The sequence below is a fragment of the Rhodococcus erythropolis NBRC 15567 genome (assembly GCF_001552595.1).
Classification (GTDB): Bacteria; Actinomycetota; Actinomycetes; order Mycobacteriales; family Mycobacteriaceae; genus Rhodococcus_F; species Rhodococcus_F erythropolis.
This window is the reverse complement of record NZ_BCRM01000002.1, coordinates 69941-88480: the sequence shown is the minus strand read 5'-3', so window position 1 is coordinate 88480 and position 18540 is coordinate 69941. Positions and strand designations below refer to the sequence as shown.

18 protein-coding genes and 1 riboswitch are annotated in these 18540 nt (G+C 61.8%); of the genes, 5 read left to right on the top strand and 13 right to left on the bottom strand.

Translation table 11 applies throughout. From position 1 onward, the window contains the following. Nucleotides 1-53: 53 nt before the first annotated feature. Nucleotides 54-929, bottom strand: coding sequence for a haloalkane dehalogenase (locus RE4_RS07015; RefSeq protein ID WP_060938310.1), 876 nt, complete (start codon nucleotides 927-929; stop codon nucleotides 54-56). A 62-nt stretch (nucleotides 930-991) separates the two neighbouring features. Between RE4_RS07015 and RE4_RS31835 the strand changes: the two genes are divergently transcribed. Then, nucleotides 992-1450: a MarR family winged helix-turn-helix transcriptional regulator gene (locus RE4_RS31835; protein ID WP_169801337.1), complete on the top strand. Its 459-nt coding sequence runs from the start codon at nucleotides 992-994 to the stop codon at nucleotides 1448-1450. A 125-nt stretch (nucleotides 1451-1575) separates the two neighbouring features. Here RE4_RS31835 and RE4_RS07005 read toward each other — a convergent pair whose 3' ends face one another. From RE4_RS07005 to RE4_RS06995, 3 genes are all read right to left on the bottom strand, one after another. After that, a complete protein-coding gene (locus RE4_RS07005) occupies nucleotides 1576-2190 on the bottom strand; it encodes a hypothetical protein (protein ID WP_020968648.1) in 615 nt (204 codons plus the stop codon). Nucleotides 2191-2239: 49 nt separating this feature from the next. Then, nucleotides 2240-3028 carry a hypothetical protein gene (locus RE4_RS07000; protein ID WP_019747207.1) on the bottom strand — a complete coding sequence of 263 codons (789 nt, stop codon included), beginning with the start codon at nucleotides 3026-3028 and terminating at the stop codon, nucleotides 2240-2242. A gap of 70 nt (nucleotides 3029-3098) precedes the next feature. Continuing rightward, nucleotides 3099-3971, bottom strand: a complete 873-nt coding sequence (locus RE4_RS06995; RefSeq protein WP_019747208.1) for a hypothetical protein — start codon at nucleotides 3969-3971, stop codon at nucleotides 3099-3101. A gap of 369 nt (nucleotides 3972-4340) precedes the next feature. On the opposite strand from RE4_RS06995, the gene RE4_RS06990 reads away from it, so the two are divergent. Beyond that, nucleotides 4341-5717, top strand: a complete 1377-nt coding sequence (locus RE4_RS06990) for a WS/DGAT/MGAT family O-acyltransferase (RefSeq protein ID WP_060938309.1) — start codon at nucleotides 4341-4343, stop codon at nucleotides 5715-5717. 18 nt (nucleotides 5718-5735) lie between these two features. Here the strand turns inward: RE4_RS06990 and RE4_RS06985 are convergent, their stop codons facing one another. Genes RE4_RS06985 through RE4_RS06975 form a run of 3 tightly spaced genes read right to left on the bottom strand, consistent with a single transcriptional unit; the run spans nucleotide 5736 to nucleotide 8061 of the window. Next, the gene (locus RE4_RS06985) at nucleotides 5736-6149 is read right to left on the bottom strand and encodes a PPOX class F420-dependent oxidoreductase (protein ID WP_060938308.1); all 414 of its coding nucleotides are present in this window, start codon (nucleotides 6147-6149) and stop codon (nucleotides 5736-5738) included. A gap of 55 nt (nucleotides 6150-6204) precedes the next feature. Beyond that, the gene (locus RE4_RS06980) at nucleotides 6205-7071 is read right to left on the bottom strand and encodes a hypothetical protein (RefSeq protein ID WP_060938307.1); all 867 of its coding nucleotides are present in this window, start codon (nucleotides 7069-7071) and stop codon (nucleotides 6205-6207) included. A 12-nt stretch (nucleotides 7072-7083) separates the two neighbouring features. After that, nucleotides 7084-8061, bottom strand: coding sequence for an HAD family hydrolase (locus tag RE4_RS06975; protein ID WP_060938365.1), 978 nt, complete (start codon nucleotides 8059-8061; stop codon nucleotides 7084-7086). Between the two features lie 177 nt (nucleotides 8062-8238). On the opposite strand from RE4_RS06975, the gene RE4_RS06970 reads away from it, so the two are divergent. Further along, complete coding sequence (locus RE4_RS06970; protein ID WP_060938306.1) at nucleotides 8239-10599, top strand: arylsulfatase; 2361 nt, start codon at nucleotides 8239-8241, stop codon at nucleotides 10597-10599. A 15-nt stretch (nucleotides 10600-10614) separates the two neighbouring features. Here the strand turns inward: RE4_RS06970 and RE4_RS06965 are convergent, their stop codons facing one another. From RE4_RS06965 to RE4_RS06945, 5 genes are all read right to left on the bottom strand, one after another. Next, the gene (locus tag RE4_RS06965) at nucleotides 10615-11388 is read right to left on the bottom strand and encodes an ABC transporter ATP-binding protein (protein WP_019747215.1); all 774 of its coding nucleotides are present in this window, start codon (nucleotides 11386-11388) and stop codon (nucleotides 10615-10617) included. After that, nucleotides 11385-12425, bottom strand: coding sequence for a FecCD family ABC transporter permease (locus RE4_RS06960; RefSeq protein ID WP_020906481.1), 1041 nt, complete (start codon nucleotides 12423-12425; stop codon nucleotides 11385-11387). Before RE4_RS06960 ends, RE4_RS06965 begins: the two co-directional genes overlap by 4 nt. Beyond that, the gene (locus RE4_RS06955; RefSeq protein WP_060938305.1) at nucleotides 12422-13174 is read right to left on the bottom strand and encodes a class I SAM-dependent methyltransferase; all 753 of its coding nucleotides are present in this window, start codon (nucleotides 13172-13174) and stop codon (nucleotides 12422-12424) included. The genes RE4_RS06960 and RE4_RS06955 overlap by 4 nt, the downstream gene beginning before the upstream one ends. Continuing rightward, complete coding sequence (locus RE4_RS06950; RefSeq protein ID WP_020968657.1) at nucleotides 13175-14188, bottom strand: ABC transporter substrate-binding protein; 1014 nt, start codon at nucleotides 14186-14188, stop codon at nucleotides 13175-13177. Nucleotides 14189-14246: 58 nt separating this feature from the next. After that, a riboswitch (cobalamin riboswitch) is annotated at nucleotides 14247-14427 on the bottom strand. A 40-nt stretch (nucleotides 14428-14467) separates the two neighbouring features. Then, on the bottom strand, nucleotides 14468-15325 hold the full coding sequence (locus RE4_RS06945; RefSeq protein ID WP_060938304.1) for a siderophore-interacting protein: 858 nt from the start codon (nucleotides 15323-15325) through the stop codon (nucleotides 14468-14470). Between the two features lie 482 nt (nucleotides 15326-15807). On the opposite strand from RE4_RS06945, the gene RE4_RS06940 reads away from it, so the two are divergent. Next, a complete protein-coding gene (locus tag RE4_RS06940) occupies nucleotides 15808-16599 on the top strand; it encodes an SDR family NAD(P)-dependent oxidoreductase (RefSeq protein ID WP_020968659.1) in 792 nt (263 codons plus the stop codon). Nucleotides 16600-16651: 52 nt separating this feature from the next. Here RE4_RS06940 and RE4_RS06935 read toward each other — a convergent pair whose 3' ends face one another. After that, nucleotides 16652-17992, bottom strand: a complete 1341-nt coding sequence (locus RE4_RS06935; RefSeq protein ID WP_060938364.1) for a DUF1254 domain-containing protein — start codon at nucleotides 17990-17992, stop codon at nucleotides 16652-16654. Between the two features lie 99 nt (nucleotides 17993-18091). Between RE4_RS06935 and RE4_RS06930 the strand changes: the two genes are divergently transcribed. Beyond that, on the top strand, nucleotides 18092-18493 hold the full coding sequence (locus RE4_RS06930) for a nuclear transport factor 2 family protein (protein WP_029537656.1): 402 nt from the start codon (nucleotides 18092-18094) through the stop codon (nucleotides 18491-18493). Nucleotides 18494-18540 lie beyond the last annotated feature (47 nt).

The window sequence follows — 18540 nt, the reverse complement described above, 5'->3', positions numbered from 1 at the left end:
TACCGCATGGGTCGGGGAAACCGGCGCTCAGAGAACGTGGCGACGGTCCCACTTCAGTCGCGGCTGAAGCAGTGTTGCCGCTGTGTCCATTCGGTGATCGCCGCCGCGATGGCCGCAGGCTGATCCTCGGGGGCGAGATGTCCTGCGGGACCGCACTGTTTCACCTCGAGGTTTGCGATATTCGATCGGCTCCACGCGACTTCGTCAGGTCCGATCATGAGAAGTTCGGCGGGGCCGCTGAAGGTGAGAAGGAGTTTGGGTACCTCGCTGCTTTCTGCGAGCCAATCGCTGTACGCCGCCACTCGTGCATTCACGTCGCCGGGACTTCCTTCGACGGGGAAGGACCGTGGCCACTCGAGAAGGGGCCGGCGACTCTCCGGCGAGGGGTAAGGGGCGCGATAGGTTTCGGCATCGGTTTCGGACAGTTCTCCGAGAACTGTTCTGTGAAGCGCAATTTCGAGGAAGAAGTTTTCGTCGAGTACCTTGGTCTCGCCGATGCCGGGAGCTCTCAGGGCCTCGACCCGCGCTCGTGCGTCTCCCGGGAAGTGCTCGTCCCAGGTCATCGGACGGAGGATCGTTTCGAAGAAGGCAACACCTCGAACGCGTTCGGGATGGCGGGCAGCCCAGTCCAGTGCAAGTGCCCCGCCCCAGTCGTGTCCGACGAGTACGACGTCGTCGAGCTCCATCTGGTCGAACCATGCGTCGAGGTAACGGGCGGTGTCGAGAAAACCGTAGTCGATTGGCGGTTTGCCCGACGCGCCCATTCCGATGAGGTCAGGGGCAAGCGCTTGGCCGAGATTTCCTATCTGCGGGAGGATGTTTCGCCACAGGTAGGAGGATGTGGGGTTCCCGTGGATAAGTACGAAGGGTGTTCCGTCTCCGCACGAGCGGTAGGCCACAGTCGAGTCGAGCACGGGAATTGTGGGCATTGCGACTCCTCAAATAGTTTCCATGTACCCTAATTTAGATAGTAGCCATGTATTCTATTTGAATGCAAGATCGAGAAATATGGACGACGGGGTCGCTGGTGTGGCACCTTGGCTTGCGCTGGCGGGCGGGGGTTGACCGAGCGATCGCGCACCTCGGGTTGACCCACGCCCAGTATTCGGTGCTCGCGTCTCTCCATGGTCTGGTGAGTGCGGGGGAGAGGCCTAGTCAGCGAGAACTCGCCGCGCACACGGGGTTGCAGCGAATCTACATATCCAAGCTCGTGCGAGCGTTGGAGAAGAGCGGGTTTGTTGTCAGCGAACGAGACAGTCGCGATGCGAGAGCCGTTTGCCTCGATCTCAGTGACGAGGGGAAACGAGTCATAGAACTCGCTAAAGACATTGTCCGCCAATTGGATGCAAAGAATACGGAAGTGCTGACGAAAACCGGTGGGCGGGAACTGGCCGAGCTCCACCGCGCCCTCGGTGCGTTACTCGACGCCACCGAAGCAGGAGATGGATAATGCGCCGGTCCGCTTCGTGGCGCAACCGATGGTGATCGTGTGCTGACTCGGTCCATAGGACGTTCGTTGGGGGAGCGGCGGAAGCGTCGATCCCCCAACGAGCCCTATTGTCTAGCTGTCGATCGTCACGGTGTCACGTTGATCGGTGTGGCCGATGCGAACTGCAGTGTGCCGGACATGGTTGCCGTGCCAGTGGCCGCGGCGGGGCAGACGGGCCCGGTGCCGGTACGCGTGTAGTTCACAGTGCCGGTGTTGCTTGCCACGACGCGCTGGTTGGGAATATCGAATGGCAGCGGTCCGATAGTGCTGGCCCCGACGGTGACTGTGCACGTGGATCCGGGCATCGTGACGACTGCGCCTCCTGCAGGAATGACCAGGGATCCCTGAGCCGATCCGGTGTCTGCCGAGACGTTCAATAGCCACGAGCCGGAGGTCGTGACCACAGCGGGTAGGCCGTTAGCCTTGCACCCGGTCAGGCTGGGGGTGCCGATGTTTACGTTGATCCCGCCCGTGCCGGTGGTGGAGTTACCCGGCGCCGCTGGGATGGTTCCGGATCCCGTCGTGCTGGAGCAGGTAAGCGTGATCGTGCCAGTCTTGATACTGAGATTGCTGCTCGAGGCAGTCACGGCTTGTCCCGCGGGAGTGACGACGGTCGAAGCCGAAGCGGTGCCGGCTGCGACCGCGATCGCGGCTACTGCGGCAGCTGTGACGAAGGTGGTGCGGCGAACTGCATGGGACATCGATATCTCCTTGTTGTCGGTGATACTTCGTGAGTCGCCGGTGCTTGCTCTACTGCGTCCGCAGGCTGTCGGCGCCGATGTTGAACACATCGCTTGTGGTGGTCAACGAGTTGTGACCACTCGAAGACGGAACGTTGGCGCGAAGATTGACTGCCCAATTCAATGCGCCGAACAGTCCGCATCCAGATGCGCCCGGTACCGCGAACGTCTGGTCGGCGTGCGTCACGTTTCTGACGGCGGCGGTATCCGGAAATCCTGGAACTTCCTCCAGGACACCATTTTCGGACACTCCGAGTTTGAACATGATCGGGTTGCTCGCAGAACCCAGATAGCAGTTGCCGCCCAGCAAGGGGTTGGAGATCTTCAATCTTGCCGGAAGTGTGACACCGAGTTGGAATGCGTCGACTGTCGGCAACGCGACCGGTTCGACTGTTGCCTTGATGGTGGTCAAGCCGCCGGGGAACGGTATACCGAGCCCGAAGATTCCTCCTGGTACCTCGATGGGGCTGGAATAGACGCCTTTGGTGCCGTCAGTGGGAGGAATGAAGATCTGGTCGAACCCGAATTCTGCGTCGGGGTTCTCGCGATAGGCGACACCGCCGGCGATATTCAACGAGCCGGAAGGAATCGGTACTTTGAGCCCGTTGATGTTCATTTCGCCGCCTTTGACGACGACGTCGACACAGGTGCTTGTCTCCGGATTTGCTATCGGGCACTTTCCCCAGCCCCCGAACGGCGCATTGGGCAGCGGGGCCGCCGTCGCGGTTGACGCCGCCCCGAGAGTGAGGACTCCCGCTGCGACGACGGCGAGCGTGGCTCTGAATCGTATTGTGCGCATGGACAAGTGAACTCCGTTTCGAGGTGGCAATCTGTCGTCGATGACGGTTCTGTGGCAGTGGGTTGGATTGCTAGTTGGCGCTACGTTCGGCAATGACGGCAGCGGGTTCGGGTGAGCCGGCCGGCTGTGGCCTGAGGCTGTCGGCACCGATGTTGTAGACGTCACTCGTCGTGGCGAGGGAGTTGGACGTGGTGGACGAGGGAAGCCCGGCGCGCCAGTTGACGATTGGATTCAGAACGCCGAACGGGCCACATCCGGAAGCTGTCGGGACGGCGAAGGGCTGTCCGGTGTGCCCGGTGTTTCGAACGACGGCAGTATCCGGGAAACCTGGAACCTCTTCGAGGACGCCGTATTCGGTCACATCCAAGTTGAGTTGAACGGGGTTGCTGTCCGAGCCCAGGTAGCATTTGCCGCCGAGGAGAGGGTTCGCGATCTTCAATTTGACGGGTAGCTTCACGCCAAGCTGAAATGCATCCACGGTGGGGAGTGCAGACGTCGACTCGACGGTGGCCGAGGCCTTGTTCAGTCCGAAGAGATTGTTGAATGGTAGGTCGATTCCGAGTGCGCCCCCGGGGATGTCGATAGGTTCGGCGTAGATCCCCCGACTGTTGTCGTTCGGTGGGATGAAGACTTGGTCGAATCCGAATTCAGCCTCTGGATTCTCCCGGTATGCAACTCCGCCTGCGATGCGCATCGCCCCGGCGGGAATGCCGACGGAAAGCTTGCCGATCTTCATGTTTCCGCCGGTAACCGTGACGTCCATACAGGTGCTGGTCTCGGGATTGTCGATCGGACATGAATCCCAACCGCCGAAGGGGATCTCCGCTGCCGGGGCGGCTCCTGCAATGCTTGCTGACAGGCTTCCCACCGCTGTGACGGTGGCGAACACAGTTGCGGTGGCGAGTGCGCCGAAAAGCCCACGCGACGTCGAACGTCGGGACATGTATTTCTCCTTTGGTTACAACCGACCAGTCGGGATTGTGATGATGAGTGACGGTAGTCACGTGTGACTTGGATGTACAGACAATTTGAAACAATTCCGACAAAAGTATTACTGCGATCGCCTTCGCTACTACTTGTGGCTGTGAGGATTGAAATTTGTTGCAGTGCTCTGTGTCTCGTCATTCACCCACGAATCTCTGTGAGGTGCTACGACCCGAAAAGGCGTTCGTCGACGGGAATATCGGACTCCTGTCGAAATCGAGGGGGCAATGTTTTGTCGGAGTCGCCAATGAGGGAAGTCAGGGCGAGTAACTTTGTCGAACAGCGGCTGATCGGTACTCCGGGCAGCTGCCCGAGAGAACGGATCGCCATGACGCTGATGCTGCCGCTCGACTCGATGTTCCTGCTGATGGAGTCACGAGAGCATCCCATGCACGTCGGTGGACTGTCGCTTTTCGTTCCGCCGGAAGGAGATGACGGCGAATTCGCCAGGTCGCTCTACCGTTCGCTCACCGACGTCGACTCGATTCGCCCCCTCTTCCGCCGCAAGCCGGTGCAGTTCTTGTCGAACTTCGCGCCGGTGCGTTGGACGGAAGACACGGATGTCGATCTCGAGTATCACGTCCGGTTGCTCGCGCTGCCCAAGCCGGGACGAGTCCGCGAATTGCTCGAGCTGACCTCCATGCTCCACGGCACGCTGCTCGATCGGCATCGGCCGCTGTGGGAGGCGTATGTGATCGAAGGTCTCGCCGACGGCCGAGTTGCCGTGTACATGAAGACGCACCATGCACTCATGGATGGTGTGTCTGCTGTTCAGGCGTGGTACCGCAGCCTCTCGTCGGACCCGCTCGATCGAGAATCGTTGCCTCCGTGGGCGCAGCGACCTTCTTCGGGGCGGGTTCGAGCCAGTCGCGGGCTGGACCTGCAGAGGCGGGTGGGCTCCGTGATCGAGACCGTGCAAGATGTGGTCGGGGTGGGCCCTGCGATAGTGAACGCCGCTGCCTCGGCAGTGAAGGACCACGTCGCACCGTTGCCGTTTGCTGCTCCGAAATCGATCTTCAACGTCCCGATCGCCGGCGCGAGGCGTGTCGCCGCGCAGTCGTGGCCGATCGAGCGCCTGCGCAAGGTCAGTTGCGTTGCAGACGTGACGCTCAACGATGCGGTGTTGGCTATGTGCGCGGGCGCGCTACGGCGATACCTGATCGAACTGGACGAGTTGCCGGACAAACCGTTGATCGCGATGGTGCCGGTATCACTTCGTAAAGGCACTGAGGGTGAGGCTTCCGGCAATGCCGTAGGTGCGGTGTTGTGTGATCTGGCAACCGAATTGGCGGATCCGGCGGCCAGACTTCAGAGAGTTCACGACTCGATGAGTAGCGCCAAGTCCCTGATGTCGGGCCTGACGCCCCTTCAGATCACGGCGCTCAGTGCATTGAACGTCGCGGGCCTCGGGTTGCCGCTGATCCCTGGTTCATCCCGACTGATCACTGGGCGCCCAGTCTTCAATCTGGTGATTTCCAACGTGCCCGGCCCGACGACGACGCGATACTGGAACGGCGCGAAGCTCGAGAGCTGCTATCCGGCATCGATTCCGTTGGACGGGCAGGCAATGAACATCACCGTCATCGGCTATGCGGACACCATGCAGTTCGGTCTCGTCGGTTGCCGCCGCAATGTTCCGCACCTGCAGCGGCTTCTCGGTCACCTCGAGGAATCACTGAGTGAACTAGAAGCCGCCGCAGGCTGATCAATTCGATTTGGGCATTCAGACGTCACGTCCGTTCACGACCAACTGGTGGACGTCCAGTTCTTTGTCGTCGAGGCCGAAGCTGATGATGCGTTCGGGGTGGATACGGATGATCGGTGCGTCGAGACCATGCGCACCAGCACCCGTAACATCCAAAGCCTCTGCCCGTCCACGGATTTCGACACACCTGACCCGACATGGATCTACAGATGCGATGTCGTCCACGACAAACGCGACCCGCCCGTTCTCCGCGACGTTGTGAAACTTACGGCTGCCCGTCATGTTGTAACCGCTGATGTCGATCGTGGCTGTATCCGGGTTGTAGTGGAATCCGACCGGACTGACTTGCAGCGTTCCATTCCGTTGAACCGTCGCGAGGCGTCCGAGAGTCTGTGTGGCCAGGTAGTCGAGTTCGATTCGGGTGAATGTCATGAAATCACGCTAGAACCTGAACTGCTGTAGAGGTCAAGATCTCCGAACGTGCAACTCATTCCGTCTCGTCAAGGCCCTCTTCTGCTTCGTCGACCCGGCGCTCGGCCTCGCGAAGCTCATCCTCGGACTCTCGAACCGCGACACCGGCAGCCTTCTCGGTGTTCTTGGCGAACTGTCGTTCCTGTTCTGCGTGTTCGAGATCGGCGCGGAGTTCTTCGATGCGGCGGTCGAGGTCGGACAGCTTTGACCTGGCATCCTCGAACTGGGCGGTCTCGGCCTTGACCCGTCGTCGGATTTTCTCGAGGTCTGCCCTGGCTTCCGTCAATTCTGCTTTCGCCTTGGCTTGTTCGGCCTTGCGATCCGGAGCAGTGGATTTGGCCGGAGCGCTGTCTTCGGTGTGGATCGCAGGGGCATCTTGTACGGAATCCTCCTCCACTACAGCAAGTCCCGCCGGCCCGAAACCGCTGTAACTGGCAGCGGTAACAACTCGTCCGAGTCGGACCTGCGCGGCAGTCTCCTCGTCGGACAGGGCGGCATTGAGGGTCTGCGCGACATCACGTAACGCATCCTCGCCGGCATTCTTTCCACGCGAAGCCGCGATCTCACCGGATTTGTGGGCGAGACTTCGCACCACCTGCTGCCTCTGTGTCGTCAGCCGTCGCAAGTCCTGACCTGAGAGATGGCGTTGGGCGTCGCGTAGCGATTCGCCAAGCGCGAGAAGTGCATCCAGATCTTTGGATAGATTGCGCGAAATGAGATTGACCAACCATCCCACGGTGGTTGGCTTCCGAAGTTTTCCGATCTCCGCGGCCAGTGTGCGGTCGTTGTCCTCCCGGGCAGCCTTCACATGCTTTGTACGCGCCTCGACGAACTCGCCGGGGTCGAGGCCGTAGAGTTCGTCGGCGACATCATCGAGGGTCACACGTCCATACTGTCATTCGGCGAGTGGTTCGAAGACTGCCTTCCAGTCGTTTTTGATGCTCACCACTGTCCACCCGTTTGCGCGCGAGACGTTGAGTGCGTGCTCGGCTCCGTCCACGTAGTCGAACTCGCGTTCCAGATCGTCATGGAGCACCAGAAGACGAAGTGCCGGAATGTTCGGGTGTTCGGCGAACTGCAACATCGGTAGGTCACCGTTGCTGTTTCCGGCCGCGATGACAGGTCGTCGGCCGATTCGGTTCCATATCTGTACGGGCTTGGCCGGCCCGTCGTCGACGACATCGGTTTGGGGCTGACGAAGGATCGTGCCGCTGTGGCCGTCGTCCTTCCACGTCAATGCCACGCCGCTGCCGATGACGCGATCTCGGGGGATGCCGTAGACCTCCTGACTGATCGGCCGCATGAAATCACGTCCGCCGCCAGAGACTATGTAGTTGGAGAAGCCTTTGGCAGCAAGGTAATCGAGCAACTCCACCATGGGCGAATAGCTGCAGTGCAAATACTTGCGATCGAGAGTGGGATGCGAAGCAGTGCGCAGGTAGGTATCGGCGTGGGTTTCGAATTCGTCGACTGTGACTTCGGCGAATGCCGCCAGGACACCGGCCGCGAGCACCTTCAGTGCGCTGTCGTCGCCGCGATAGTGCTTCGAGATCACATCGTTCAACCAGACGTAGTCCTGTTCGAACGCCGCCTGCCACGGTTGACGGTTGCGAAGAGTCGGATCCTGGTTGGTCATCTCGACGAGGCGGCGCAAGATGAAGTCGAGTTGGATCGGCATCGGCTTCTCACACCACAGGGTTCCGTCGTTGTCGAAGACTGCGATCCGGTCTTCCGGTGCGATTTCGTCCGGACTTCCCTCAGTCGTCGCGCGTTCGACGAATTGCCTGATGGCCTGTTTCGGCGTGCCGTCCTGCCAGCTCGGAAGCGGGTCAGAGTTATCGGAGGTGGAGGCTTCAACGAATTGACTGCTCATGTGGTCCCTGGCTTCCAGTGAGGCGATGACAGACCCGGCACTTTCATACTCGGACCTCCTGCCGAAGATGGCATCGCCCATTTCGGGCGACAGCGCTTCGGTGAGCACAATCGGGGTATGCGATTGACCATGCAGCCGTAGAGGCTGGCATTCAGATCACCTACAAGGAGCCAGGTCATGGCCAACGCATTCAAAGGCGTCGTCAACCTCGATATTCGCGATTCGATTCCCGACTGGAGCCCGTACGAGCAGCCGAAGGCTGCCGCCGGCACGCCTAACATTCTCTACATCGTTCTCGACGACGTCGGATTCGGCGCCTTGGGTTGCTACGGGGGACCGATCGAGACGCCGAACATCGACCGCATCGCGGGCAACGGATTGCGGTACGGGCAGTGGCACACCACAGCGCTGTGCTCACCGACGCGATCGTGTCTGCTCACCGGCCGGAACCACACGACCAACGGAATGGCTTGCATCAGTGAGTGCGCGGTCGGGTTTCCCGGCGGGAACGGTCACATTCCTCCCGAATGTGCCACGCTCGCCGAGGTTCTGGTCGAGCAGGGGTTCAGTACCGCGATGGTCGGGAAATGGCACCTCTGCGCCGAAGACGAGATGAATCTTGCTTCCACGAAACGGAATTGGCCGATCGGTCGCGGATTCGAGCGGTTCTACGGCTTTCTCGGTGCCGAGACCAATCAGTGGTATCCCGACCTCGTCCACGACAACCACCCCGTCGAACAGCCGTCGACGCCGGAAGAGGGGTATCACTTCAGCGTCGACATCACCGACAGAGCGCTCGAATACATCGGCGACGTGAAGTCGATAGCTCCGGACCGGCCTGTATTTCTCTACTACGCACCCGGGTGCGCACACGCTCCACATCACGCGCCCCGCGAATGGGCCGATCGCTACGCGGGCAGGTTCGACGCAGGGTACGAAGCCATGCGGGATGAGATTCTGGCGAGGCAGAAGGACATGGGACTTGTCCCGAACGACACGACTCTGCCCTCACTCAACCCGATAGGCACTCCTGACACCCGCACCGGACCTGACGGCGAACCGTTCCCGCCGCTGGATTTCACCCGCCCCTGGGACACCCTCTCCGCTGACGAGCAGCGACTGTTCTCACGGATGGCGGAGGTGTACGCGGGCTTCCTCTCGCACTGCGACGATCAGATCGGACGCCTGCTCGAATACCTCGAAGAAATCGAGCAGCTGGACAACACGATCATCGTGGTGGTTTCCGACAACGGTGCCAGCGGTGAGGGCGGACCCGACGGTTCAGTCAACGAGAACAAAATCGCGAACGGGGTACCCGACGACCTCGCCGAGAACCTGGCAAAGCTGGACGAGTTGGGCAGCACCGAGACGTACAACCACTATCCCAACGGGTGGGCGATGGCGTTCAACACGCCCTTCAAGATGTGGAAGCGGTACTCGTTCAACGGCGGAACCTGCGACCCCTGCATCATCTCGTGGCCGGAGGGCATCGACGCCCGAGGCGAGATTCGAGATCAGTACCACCATGCCATCGACGTCGTCCCGACTCTGCTCGACTGCGTCGGTGTCGACTTGCCAGACACGGTGAAGGGATACACCCAGCACCCGATCCAAGGCGTGAGCATGCGGTACAGCTTCGACGCCGGCAACATCCCCACCGCCAAGCACACCCAGTTCTATTCGATGCTCGGAGGACGAGGGATTTGGCATGACGGGTGGAAGGCCGTCACCACGCACCCGACTCTGAGCGGGTGGGGTCATTTCTCCGAAGACACCTGGGAGCTCTACCACACGGAGGTGGACCGAGCCGAGCTCCGGAACCTTTCCGGCGAAGAACCCGGCAGGCTCGCCGAGCTCGTGGGGTTGTGGTTCCACGAGGCCGGCGCCAATCAAGCTCTGCCACTGGATGATCGGTCCGGCGTCGAACTCCTCACCACACCTCGCCCCCAGCTGGCTCCGCCGCGCAACCGGTACGTCTACCGTCCAGGGGGAGCCGAGGTACCGGAAGCCGTCGCTGTCAACCTTCGTAATCGTTCATACTCGATCGGGGCAGTTGTCGACTTGGCCGAACCGGGTGCGGCCGGCGTGCTCTTCTCTCATGGTGGCAGGTTCGGTGGTCATTCGCTGTACGTCAAGGACAACCGACTGCATTACGTGTACAACTTCCTCGGCAGTGAACAGCAGAATATCGATGCCACCGAAGACCTTCCCATCGGCGAAAATGTAATCTTGGCAGCAACTTTCGACAAGGAAGGTGAGGATCCGCCGGGCACTGCGCACGGGGTGCTCGGCCTCTACTACGGCGATCGTAAAGTCGGTGAGGGCAGAATCCGCACTCAGCCAGGCAAGTTCAGCATCGGCGGCGGCGAAGGGCTCAATGCAGGCCGTGACAGCGGGGAGCCTGTGACCGACGACTACCCGGGTACCTCACCATGGGCGTTTACCGGTGGAACGCTCAGCCGGGTGGCGATCGACGTCAGTGGGGAACCGTACGTCGACCTCGAACGCGAAGCAGTGGCGATGCTCTCGCGTGAATGACAGATCTGCGTGCGTCTAATCCGAGCTGGGTGGAAGGTATCTCACGGTGGGTACTCCGCCGGGACCGTCCAGGCGGACTTCGGCATCGACCTGGTAGACTTCGGCTATCAGGTCGGCGGTGAGGACCTCGGTCGGGCTTCCGTGGGCAACGATGGAGCCACGGTTCAGCATCACTATCGAATCGCAGAACATGGCGGCCAGATTCAGATCGTGCAATGCCATGATCGTGGTGGTGGGCAGGCGACGCACGAGCGCGAGCAATTCGAGTTGATGGTTGATGTCCAGGTGATTGGTCGGTTCGTCGAGCAGCAACTCGTGAGGTTCCTGAGCGAGGGCGCGCGCGATCTGCACGCGTTGGCGCTCCCCGCCGGACAGGGTGTGCCACGACCGGTCGAGCATCCCGGAGAGGTTGGTGTGTTCGATCGCCGCGCGGACGGCGTCGCGGTCGGAACCTGAATGCCCGCCCCACAATCCGCGGTGCGGGGTGCGACCCAATTCGACGACCTCGGCTACCGTCAGGTCGATCTCCGTGTTGCTGTGCTGATCGACGGTGGCAATCCGACGCGCGACATCTCGGCGTTTCCAGTCAGGCAACGGAGTTCGGTCCAGGGTCACCTCCCCGATTGTCGGACGGTTCTGCCCGGCAAGCAGTTTCAGCAGTGTCGATTTTCCCGAACCGTTGGGGCCGAGAAGCCCCACCGTACTTCCGACGGTGGGGGACACGTCGAGGGCGTCGACTATGAGCGCCCCGCCGACCCGCCAGCTGACGCCGGCCGCTTCGAGTGTCATGGCCTGGCCTTTCGTCTCCAGAGGATGACGGCAAACGCAGGCACGCCGACCAACGCGGTTACCACACCGGCCGGGAGTTCCTGCGGCGCAATGGCTGTACGTGCCACGGCGTCGACCCAGACCAGGAAGATCGAGCCGATCAGTGCGGACGCGGGCAGCAGTCGCCGATGGCTCGGACCGACGAGAGCCCGTGCCGCATGCGGGAGGACGAGGCCCACAAAGCCAATGGCGCCTGCGACGCTCACGATCACCGCCGTCATCAAAGCTGTTGCCAACAACAGGGTCACGCGCACCCGCCACACGTTCACCCCCAGCGACGACGCCGCGTCCTCGCCGAAGGCAAAGGCGTCGAGTGCGCGGGAGTGAGTCAGACAGACCACGAGGCCGACGGCGACCACCGCAGCGCAGAGCGCGACGTCGAGCCAGTCGGCGCCGCCGAGTGAGCCCAGGAGCCAGAACATCACGCCGCGAGTCTGCTCGGGATCGGCCGAGGTGATCACGATGAACGAGGTGAGCGCCGAGAACAGTTGGGTCGCGGCGACTCCGGCCAGGATCACCCGATCCGGCGTGCCGCCGGCCGCATGGGCGAGCAGCAACACAAGGGCGAAGGAGATCACCGCGCCGATGAAGGCGCCGCTCGACAAGCCGATCACCCCCGACCCCACTCCGAGGATCACGATCAGTACGGCACCGGTCGAGGCGCCGGACGAGATACCGAGGACAAAAGGATCAGCCAGTGGATTGCGAAGCAGAGACTGCATGATCGCCCCGCACAGCCCGAGGCCCGCACCGCAGAGCGCGGCGAGCAGAGTACGTGGCAGACGAAGATCCCACACGATGCCGTCGCGGATAGGGGTGACGTCCGCCGCGGTACCGCCGAGATGGCCGACGACGATCGAGGCCACCTCGCCGACCGAAAGACCGGCCGGCCCCAACGTGATCGCCACGGCGGCCGACCCGGCCAGTGTGACAACACCGATCACCCACAGCAGGGTGACGGTCGTCGGGTTGTCACGCAGGCGAACTCTTGTCGTCATCTCACGCCGTAGACCACGTAGTCGTCGAACAGTTGCCAGACCGTTCCCGACTCTCGAAAACCTGCTTGCGCGAGCGCCGCCAACTGGAAGTCGACGGCAGTGGGCGCGGTAGCGTCGCGTCCGGCGAATCTGCGCTCTCGCTCGTCGGTCAGTGGTCCGATGCCGGGAGTTGCCCGCAGCTCGTCCCACCAGCTGTCCCACTCGGGAGCACCGGCAGCAAAGGCGGAGCGTTGCGTCTGCTCGTCGTGAGCCTTCGCCCATCGACCGATGACAGGGAAGCGGCTGTCGAAGCGAAAGTGATCACCGTTGAGCAGGACTCCGTCAGGACTCAGCAGTTCGCGGCACTGCCGGTACACCTCGACGAGCTGTTGTGGTTGTAACCAGTGCAGCGCTGTTGTCGACACTATCGCCTGCACCGGTGCAGTCACCGAAGTCGGCCAATCGGTGCTCAGCAGGTCTGCGTCGACCAGCTGCAGTCGGTCTCCGAAACGAGTCGACGACTGACGGGCGACTTCCAGCAGCATCGGGTCGTAATCGATCCCCACAACGGTCGCGTGCTTGAACTTCTCGAGGATCCGGGCGCTCAGTGAGCCCGGTCCGCAGGCCACGTCGACAACCGTGAACGGGGTGTGCGCGTACTGCAATTCGAGAACGTCGAGAATCGCGTCGAATCGCTTTTCGCGGTCGGCGATGTATGCCGCCTGCTGGTCGTCCCACTGACGCACCAGTTCACTGATCTCCGCGGACATCTAGACCACACCCAACTGGCGCAGCCCGTCGGAGAGCTGTTCGATGCCACCGACATTGCGGATCGAGGGATCCATCGTCGTTCCCTCGAGGATGATGTAACGCTTGTTCTTCACTGCGGTGAGCTTGCTGGCGACCGGGTCCGATTCGAGGAACGCGATCTTGTCTGCGGCACTGTCGCCGTCTCCGCCGCGGTCGAGATCTGCGAGCACCAGCACGGTCGGGTCTCGATCGAGCACACTCTCCCAACCGATTTCGGGCCAGTACTGTTTATTGTCGTCGAAGGCGTTCTTCGCGCCCACCGCGTCGGTCATGATTCCCGGTGCACCGCAGCACCCGGCGAAGTACGGAGTCTTCGTGGCTGCATACCACCACGCCAGCGTCACGTTTTCGGCTCCCAGCGACGCCGTGGCGGTGGCCGCGCGATCCTTCAAACTCTCGGTCAGCTCGACACCTTTGTCCTTGACGTCGAACAGTGTTGCCACGTCGCCGATTTCGGCGTACAAGTCGTCGAGTGTGAGGGCCTTGCTCTGCTCGGCATCCTGACCGGTGCACTCGCTGGGCGACTGGTACGTCGCGACCCCGAGGTCGGTGAACTTGGTCCGGTCGGCGATGCCTTCCGAGGTGAACGTGTAATTGAAGGTCGTGTAGACCATGTCCGGTTCGCGTTCGAGGACACTCTCGAAGGACGGGAACTCGGTGTCGAAAGCTTGAACCTGACCGCGTGCCTCACGTAATTCGGGGAGTACGTCGTCGTCGCTCATGGCGTAGCCGGCCATCCGGTCCTGAACTCCCAGTGCGAACAGCATTTCGGCCGCAGGCTGATTTACCGCGATCGCCCGTTCGATCGGTCGCTCCACCGTGACGTCTCGGCCACAGTTCTGGACTGTCACGTGCGATTGTTCGGAAGAGTTGGATTGTCGGGCAGCACTGTCGTCGGAGGAGCAGGCAACCAACGACGCGCTCAACAAGGCCGCGACGGCAGCGGCGGGTAGGCGAAGTCTGGACAGACGCATGGAATCTCGTTCTCGCAGGGGCTCGTTCGCGGAGCCCGTTACCGTGTGAACAGGCGCCTGTTGACCCCTGCTGCCAGCCGGTATTCGGACTCGAGATCGCCCCACCCGAGCGCCTTCCCAGATTTTCATCCAGTGGCGTAAGCCCGGGCGGTCACCCTCACCGCTGCGCGTCAGTTCCGGATTCACACCGGATTCCCTGACCCCCTGTGTGGAGGTCCGCTGGCACAGAGGAACTTATCACCGCAGTGCACGGCCGGTCAGGTCGGCCGGTGTACGCGATCAGATCTCGATGGCCAGGTCGTCGATGTCGGTGAGGGTTCCACCGCCGGCGAGGATTCGCTCGTAGTTCTCGCGCCGACGGAGGTCGATTTCGGTGTTGCTGATGCCGCGCTTCCAGTAACCGAATATCGCGACTTCGTCTTTGTCGAGTCCGACGGTCGACCGAAAGTGCTTACGGATTGCGCGCATCTCGTTGCGTTCACCGGCTCCCCACACGACGTAGCTCGCGGGATCGGCGAGCTCGCGTGCTCGTACCGCCAGTGGGCCGTCGGGCTCGGCGAGATCTGCGCTCACGCGGTGAAGCTCCAGGCCGGGGAGGGCGGGCAGTTCGGCGAAAGCGACCTCGTCATCTGTTGTGACCCAGCCGATTCCGACCACGTCGGTAGGTAGCTGCTCGATGATCGAGTACAGCGCAGGTATTGCGGTGCCGTCCAGAAAAAGTGCGATCCGTCGACCTGGAACGTCGGGGACCAAGAAGTGTGGTCGCGGACCGGTGAGACCGAAGGTGTCACCGATGGTCAACGCCGCTGCCCACCTCATCATCGGGCTGGTCTGTCCGTGCAGGACCACGTCGATGACGATCGATCCGGTGGCGGAATCGTAGGAACGCACCGTGTACACACGCGAAGCGTCGTCGAAATTGGGCCCGAGATTCATTCGTACGGTGACGTTCGGGCGTGACCAGGTCGGATCGCCGGTCGACTCCGTCAAACGAGCCGTGATCCGCAGCAGGTGGTCGCTCGGTCGCTCCATTGCTTCGACGACGGCGAGAACGTCGTTGAGTCCGCGATTGTGGTCAGCGGTTCGTAGGACGCTCGCCCGGGGAGTTGTTGTGCTCGTGGCGTCTGCATGTGTCATCGACTGTGCTCCTGGATCGGGTTTTCGAGATGCCATCAGGTTAGTGCTGCCTAAGTTGGCACAGTTGTCCAGAAGTGACATCTGATTACCTGAATCAAACCTGCGTCGCGAACAACGCGTTTGAGCGACTTGTACTCGCGCTGCTACGGTGCCTGTGATGTCCATACGCCGCTGTACTCTCGATTCCGGCCGTGCACTGCGCACGGCCCGATTCGGCGTAGCGACATTCCGCCGGGGGCGTAAGGCGATCGACCGCCGCCCCTCTGGTCTTGTCTGGATCGAAAGAGCCTTGGCCGCACCGGCCGGATCCGTCTGACATTCGCCACTTCGGCGAGCATTACCTCGCTGAGATTTCGCAGTGCCACACCTGTTGCAGTGCTGCGTATTTCCCGTACCTGAAGTTTCTCGCGGGTGAGTTGTGAGTGTCGGCGCCGCCGAGCCCGGATTACCAGCCAACTCGTTTTCGTGAAAGGTACACAGCAATGAATCGTTTCGAAGGTCGTCGTATTCTCGTCACCGGCGCAGGATCGGGAATCGGGCAGGCCACCGCGCTGCGGTTGCTCGCCGAAGGTGGCCGCGTGGTCGCTGCCGACATCTCCGAGAAGGGTCTGGCAGACACCCGGAGGTCGGCTGAACATGCTTCGACGGAGGGTCGTCTCGACACCGTCGTCGTCGATATCGGTGACGAGAGTTCCGTCATCACGGTTGTGGGTCAGGCAATTTCGGCTCTCGGGGGATTGGACGTACTGGTCAACGCCGCCGGGATATTGCGAGGCGGGCACACCCACGAGACCTCACTGGACTTGTGGAATCGGGTGATCTCCGTGAACTTGACCGGCACCTTCCTCGTCACTCGTCAGGCACTGCCAGCTCTCCTGGCCACCGGCAACGCAGTGGTGGTGAATTTCAGCTCCACCTCCGCAGCCTTCGCGCACCCGTACATGGCCGCATATGCGGCGAGTAAGGGAGGAATCCAGTCCTTCACTCACGCACTGGCTCTCGAATACGGCAAGCAGGGTCTGCGCGCCGTCGCGGTAGCTCCGGGCAGTGTGAAGAGCGGGATCACCGACACCACGGCGTCGTACCTGCCGGAAGACACCGACTGGTCGCTCTTCGGCAAGCTGTCGCCAATTCTGAGCACTGATCTGGAGTCCGGTGGTGCTCCCATGGCCGGGCCGGAAAGTGTTGCGGGAGTTATCGCGATGCTGGCATCCGACGATGGTGCCTTCATCACCGGCACGGAGATCCGTGTGGACGGCGGCACTCACGCCTGATTCTGTGTCCGTCTGACGGCCTGGCCTGGGGCAGGCCGTCAGACGTGAGCCGTCATTCTCGCGAGCGAGTGATAGCGGGGACGACGTAGGACTGATCGAGTACGGCGGGCGAAGGTTCGTACATTCTCAGGACCGGTCGGAAGTCTCCGCGCGGGCAGGGGAGCCAGTTCGCCTTCGCCGTGGCATCTTTCGGCTCCTCGTGACTGATTGTGATCGTCAACGCACCGTCGGCGTCGTGGACGATGCCGGGAGTGCGGTCGCCGATCGAGTATCGGTCGATGGGGTTCGCCACGAGGAAGAAGTCCGGCACCGAGTACATCGTCAGCGACCAGAAGGCGCTCACCGGCGGAGTGGGGTCGAGTCTGATCGTGTAGGTGCGGTTTCCGTTCAATTGCGTTCCCTGATCGTCGACGTAGGTCATGATGTACGCCGCTTCGTAGGGGTGGTTGCCCCACAGCCCGCCCTTGGCCGCCGCCGCTCGTTCGATGATTCGCAACCTGGGATCGGCGATCTTGAATTGTGGATCGTCGATTGCACCGACCTCGAAGTAGTCGAGGTTGTAGTCGAAGGCGTGGAAAGTCAGCTTCCAACCGTTGGCCTCGGGGCTGGAGCCGTGCGTGAGTGCTTCGTGCAGATTCTTCTCTCCGGCGGTCAACCCGTCTGCGAGCGCCGCAGCGTCGTCGGCAGACAGCGATACATAGGGAGAGGCCCCGTGCTCGGTGACTCCGATCGGTGAGAACGAATCCTGGAGTTCTCGATCGCGCGGGGCCGGCGGAAAGGCCTGCGACCAGATGCGGAGTTTCTCGAGGAAGAGGAGGTCCTGGCTGACCTCGGAGTCGGGGACCGGTAGACCGGCCGGAGCCCCGGCGGAGTCGACGACGGTCAGGGTGGTGGCGTCCTGCAAGGCGTGCACGGCGGGGAGGTCGTCGTCGCCGCCGCACGCCCACCGACCGACGATCGATGCAACGGTCGTGGGAAATCTGATCACTGTGGTCTGGGCGGTCGGGGTTCCGGTCCAGGTGGGTGGGACGAGAAGGAAGTCTCCGCTCTTGGTGCCGGTGGCACGGTGCCCGACGTAAGCGAAATTGTTTGTCCAGGCGTCGACGAACTGGAGGACGTAGTAACGGCCATCGGTATCGGGGACGTGCAGCGCAACGGGGCCGACAGAAAGGTCGATCTGCGCCATGGAATACACGGTGTCGTTGTTGATCGTGACAAAAGTATCTGCCGGGCCGGCGAGTGTGCGGGCGTGACTGAAGGTGTTGAAAGGTGCGGCGGGGTTCGCTCCGACACCGTCGTGAACGTACCGATGGACCTGGTCGAGATTGAAAACGAGGGGAAATCCGTAGATGTACGCCTGAGCTGCAAGCTCGGTGCGACTGGTGTCTGTCATCTCTGCCCTCTCGTAGTTCGTCGGTTCGACGTCCACCTTGCGGGAACCCTGCCGTCGAGGCATCACCCGCCGAGGGTGACGACGGTAGAGGGAGAGGCCATGTCGGATCAGGAAACAGCGGTGCTGACTGCAACTGCAGACGAGTGGAACGTCGCGATGTGCTCGAACGACGCCGAACGGATCGGCGACTTCATGGCCGACGACTGGGTGATCGTCTCGGAGTCCGGGGTGTCCACCAAGGCGGAGTTTCTGGGTTTCGTGGCCTCTGGCGACCTGACTCATTCGGCGATGGATCGCGTCGGGCGCGCGCGCGTGCGTTTCTTCGGTGACGTTGCGCTTTTCACCACGCGGATCACCAATACTGCGCACTACGACGGAAGGCAGTACGACGCCGAGGAGTGGACCACCGACGTGTTCGCCCGGCGAGACGGTCGTTGGCGCTGCGTGTTGAGCCACATCACGCCGGCCGTCGAGGCCAAGATCGAAGGCATCGAACCGTGAGGGATAAGAAAAAGAAAGGCCAATGTTTTAACGCCGACATTATTGGG

Coding starts and splice junctions, on each gene's coding strand:
- RE4_RS07015 (WP_060938310.1), bottom strand. CDS start 929: ATGCCCACAATTCCCGTGCTCGACTCGACTGTGGCCTACCGCTCGTGC.
- RE4_RS31835 (WP_169801337.1), top strand. CDS start 992: ATGCAAGATCGAGAAATATGGACGACGGGGTCGCTGGTGTGGCACCTT.
- RE4_RS07005 (WP_020968648.1), bottom strand. CDS start 2,190: ATGTCCCATGCAGTTCGCCGCACCACCTTCGTCACAGCTGCCGCAGTA.
- RE4_RS07000 (WP_019747207.1), bottom strand. CDS start 3,028: ATGCGCACAATACGATTCAGAGCCACGCTCGCCGTCGTCGCAGCGGGA.
- RE4_RS06995 (WP_019747208.1), bottom strand. CDS start 3,971: ATGTCCCGACGTTCGACGTCGCGTGGGCTTTTCGGCGCACTCGCCACC.
- RE4_RS06990 (WP_060938309.1), top strand. CDS start 4,341: ATGACGCTGATGCTGCCGCTCGACTCGATGTTCCTGCTGATGGAGTCA.
- RE4_RS06985 (WP_060938308.1), bottom strand. CDS start 6,149: ATGACATTCACCCGAATCGAACTCGACTACCTGGCCACACAGACTCTC.
- RE4_RS06975 (WP_060938365.1), bottom strand. CDS start 8,061: ATGAGCAGTCAATTCGTTGAAGCCTCCACCTCCGATAACTCTGACCCG.
- RE4_RS06970 (WP_060938306.1), top strand. CDS start 8,239: ATGGCCAACGCATTCAAAGGCGTCGTCAACCTCGATATTCGCGATTCG.
- RE4_RS06965 (WP_019747215.1), bottom strand. CDS start 11,388: ATGACACTCGAAGCGGCCGGCGTCAGCTGGCGGGTCGGCGGGGCGCTC.
- RE4_RS06960 (WP_020906481.1), bottom strand. CDS start 12,425: ATGACGACAAGAGTTCGCCTGCGTGACAACCCGACGACCGTCACCCTG.
- RE4_RS06955 (WP_060938305.1), bottom strand. CDS start 13,174: ATGTCCGCGGAGATCAGTGAACTGGTGCGTCAGTGGGACGACCAGCAG.
- RE4_RS06950 (WP_020968657.1), bottom strand. CDS start 14,188: ATGCGTCTGTCCAGACTTCGCCTACCCGCCGCTGCCGTCGCGGCCTTG.
- RE4_RS06945 (WP_060938304.1), bottom strand. CDS start 15,325: ATGACACATGCAGACGCCACGAGCACAACAACTCCCCGGGCGAGCGTC.
- RE4_RS06940 (WP_020968659.1), top strand. CDS start 15,808: ATGAATCGTTTCGAAGGTCGTCGTATTCTCGTCACCGGCGCAGGATCG.
- RE4_RS06935 (WP_060938364.1), bottom strand. CDS start 17,992: ATGACAGACACCAGTCGCACCGAGCTTGCAGCTCAGGCGTACATCTAC.
- RE4_RS06930 (WP_029537656.1), top strand. CDS start 18,092: ATGTCGGATCAGGAAACAGCGGTGCTGACTGCAACTGCAGACGAGTGG.